The sequence below is a fragment of the Bifidobacterium sp. M0404 genome, assembly GCF_016101415.1.
Classification (GTDB): domain Bacteria; phylum Actinomycetota; class Actinomycetes; order Actinomycetales; family Bifidobacteriaceae; genus Bombiscardovia; species Bombiscardovia polysaccharolytica.
In genome coordinates this window covers 1-3,564 of record NZ_JACFQP010000013.1, presented here as the reverse complement: position 1 = coordinate 3,564, position 3,564 = coordinate 1, and the positions used below count along the sequence as shown (strand labels likewise).

General features: G+C 63.0%; 1 protein-coding gene and 1 pseudogene. One reads left to right on the top strand and one right to left on the bottom strand.

The genetic code is table 11. From position 1 onward, the window contains the following. Window positions 1-211, bottom strand: a pseudogene (locus H3T93_RS09035) (threonine/serine exporter family protein); the annotation flags it as partial. A gap of 192 nt (window positions 212-403) precedes the next feature. Between H3T93_RS09035 and H3T93_RS09030 the strand changes: the two are divergent. Beyond that, the gene (locus H3T93_RS09030; protein WP_110416656.1) at window positions 404-3,163 is read left to right on the top strand and encodes a phosphoenolpyruvate carboxylase; all 2,760 of its coding nucleotides are present in this window, start codon (window positions 404-406) and stop codon (window positions 3,161-3,163) included. The last annotated feature ends 401 nt before the right edge of the window (window positions 3,164-3,564 follow it).

The following is a 3,564-nucleotide window of genomic DNA, read 5'->3' as shown; positions in this document are numbered from 1 at the left end:
CCAGCTCCAGCATGCCCACCCGCACAATCAGGCTGGTCTTGGCCGCGATGCAGGCCTCGACGATGGGCTTGTCGTAATCGCGTTCGATATCCTCCATATCCAGAGGAATGGAGTGGGTATGGTACTTGCTTACCCGTCTGACCTCAGCTGCGGCCCTGCCGCGATAGCTGTCCTTGGAACTCCTGCTCTTGAATTTCACACCCACATTCATACTCCACCCGGGTCACGTGAGCTTGCACCGCCGCATGGGACCATGAAACGTATTCGACCTGAAAGCGTCCTAGAATGGGCCGCGAGCCATCGAACCGAAGGCTGTGGGCCTGCAACGCCGACCACCAATAACCGCGGAGGAGCCGTGGAATGGCCGAAGACCAGGCAACCTGCGATTCGACAAGGAGGACTGATGACAGATAGTAATCAGCAAATCACGGCTGCCGATGCGACCCTGGTCACATCCGGCACCGGGACCAAGGGGCCGGAGGAACGCAAGCTGCCTCAATCGTTGGATGAGGACATGGCCTTGTGCTTGCGGCTGCTCAGGGATGTGTTGGGGGAGTTCGATCAAAAACTGCTCAAGCGGTTCGACTCCCTGCGCGAGGACGTAATGACGGCCAGCGCCGAGCACTTCAACCGCCACCCCTCGGACCCCGTGCCTGACGAGGACGGCCTGGCCAAGGCCGTAGCCCTGATCGACGATACCTCGGTCAAGGATTCCCAGCTGCTGGCCCGCGCCCTGACCACATACTTCCATCTGGCCAACCTCTGCGAGGAGAACTACCGGGTGAAGGTTCTGCACGAGCGCGAGGGCAAGGTGGATCTTAAGACCAAGGGCACCGACCCCATCAACGAGATGACCAGCGCCTACAGCCAGCTCCTTCAAGAGATGGGCCCGGCCAAGGCCTCGGAGCTGCTGGAAAAGCTGGAGTTCCACCCCGTCTTCACCGCCCACCCCACCGAGGCGAGGCGCAAGGCCGTGGAGGGCAAGATCCGGCGCATCGCCAACCTGCTGGCCGTCCGCCGTGGCCTGGGCGGTTCCGAACTGGAGGAGAACGAGCGTCTGCTGCACAACGAGATCGACGCCCTCTTCCGCACTTCGCCCATCGCAGCCAAGAAACCGACGCCCGTCGAGGAAGCCAACACCATCCTGGACATCTTCGACGCCACACTCTTCGAGACCATTCCCAGGGTCTACCGCCGCTTCGATGACTGGATGCTGGGCAAGAAGGCCGGCATGGTCAAGCCCGTCTGCCCCGCTTTCTTCCACCCGGGCAGCTGGATCGGCTCCGATCGCGACGGCAATCCCAACGTGACTGCCAAGGTCTCGCGCAAGGTGGCCCGCAAGTTCTCCGACCACATGCTCGAGGCACTGGTCAAGGCCACCACCACCGTGGGCCGCAACATGACCATGGAGGTGACCACCACGCCCCCCAGTTCCGAGTTGAGGAGCCTGTGGAGCCATCAGAAGGAGATGAGCGAGCGCCTGACCGATAGGGCCACCACCATCTCGCACAACGAGCTGCACCGTGCGGTGGTCCTGGTCATTGCAGACCGTCTGCAGGCCACCATCCAGCGTGACGCCGACCTCATGTATGCCGACTGCGACGACTTCATCGCCGACCTGCGCGTGGTCCAGGATTCCCTGGCCAAGGCGGGGGCAGTTCGTCAGGCTTATGGCCCCCTGCAGGATCTGATCTGGCAGGCCCAGACTTTCGGCTTCCACATGGTGGAGATGGAGTTCCGCCAGCACTCCCTGGTCCACGCCCGCGCCTTGGAGGACATCCGCGAGCACGGCCTGCATGGCGAGCGCGGCGAGCTGCAGCCCATGACCCACGAGGTGCTCGACACCTTCCGGGCCCTGGGAGCCATCCAGAAGCGCAACGGCCAGAAGGCCGCCCGCCGCTACATCATCTCCTTCACCAAGTCGGCGCAGAACGTCAAGGACGTCTACGAGCTCAACCGGCTGGCCTTCCAGCATGCCGAGGACGTGCCGGTCATCGACGTGATCCCCCTGTTCGAACAGCTGGAGGACCTGCAGAACTCGGTGGACGTGCTGGAGGAGATCATCAAGATCCCCGAGGTCCAGGCCCGGCTCAAGGAGACCGGCAACAAGATGGAGGTCATGCTGGGCTACTCCGACTCCTCCAAGGATGCCGGTCCCGTCTCGGCGACCCTGGCCCTGCACTCCGCCCAGGAGCGCATCGCCAAGTGGGCCGAGAGCCACAACATCGACCTGACCCTCTTCCACGGGCGCGGCGGCGCCGTAGGCCGTGGCGGCGGCCCCGCCAACCGGGCCGTGCTTGCCCAACCTGTGGGCTCGGTCAACTGCCGGTTCAAGCTGACAGAACAGGGCGAGGTCATCTTCGCCCGCTACGGCAACCCGGTCCTGGCCATCCGCCACATCGAATCCGTGGCTGCGGCCACGCTGCTCCAGTCCGCGCCCAGCGTGGAGGAGCGCAACACCACCATGACCGAGAAGTACGCGGACATGGCCGGCAAGCTGAACCAGGCCGCCCACGAACGCTTCCTGGACCTGTTGCACACGCCTGACTTCGCCCCCTGGTTCTCCATCGTGACGCCCCTGAACGAGATCGGCCTGCTGCCCATCGGCTCCCGGCCGGCCAAGCGTGGTCTGGGCGCCAAGTCCCTGGACGATCTGCGGACCATACCCTGGGTCTTCTCCTGGGCGCAGGCACGAATCAACCTGGCCGCCTGGTACGGCCTGGGCACCGCCTGCGAGAAGTTCGGCGACCTGGAGACCCTGCGTCAGGCCTATGAAGAGTGGCCGCTCTTCAGCACCTTCATCGACAACATCGAGATGAGCCTGGCCAAGACCGACGAGCGCATCGCCAAGATGTACCTCTCCCTGGGCGACAGGGACGACCTGAGCCAGAAGGTCCTCTCGGAGATGGAGCTGACCCGCAAGTGGGTTCTGCAAATCGTGGGTGACGAGTGGCCCCTGCAGCACCGCCACGTGCTGGGCCAGGCCATCCGGATCCGCTCTCCATATGTGGACGCCCTCTCGGTGACCCAGGTGCGCGCCCTGCGCACCCTGCGTCGTCGCAACGACAAGGAGGAGCTCAGCAAGAGTCAACAGGCCGACTTCATCTACCTGATCCTCTGCACCGTTTCGGGAGTCGCCGCCGGCCTGCAGAACACCGGCTGATTACCGCTTGACACTTTAAGGATGAGGCCCCGTTCTCTTGCAGATAGCAGGAGGCGGGGCCTCGCCATATCCAAGGGCCCCTGATGTGGTCGTGTGTTGTTTGCGGATCGAATGGTAGAGTGAAAAGTAGGGACGTCGAGAAGGTGGCTGGTTTTCGTCTTGGTTTCTGCAATGTAATGTAGAGCTGGCGCTGAGCAAAGGGTGGCTTTCCGACAAGAAGAACTTTTTTAGGCAGGCGGTATTGATACCGCTTGATGTTTGGTGAGGGGGTTTGGTTTCATGCATCTGGTTTCCCGCCTGCGTCGCATTCTGGCGATGATGACCGTCCTGATCAGCCTGCTGGCAGGCTTGGGTGTCGCATCCGCCCAAGCGGATGCTCCCATACTCACCGGGGGGGGGGG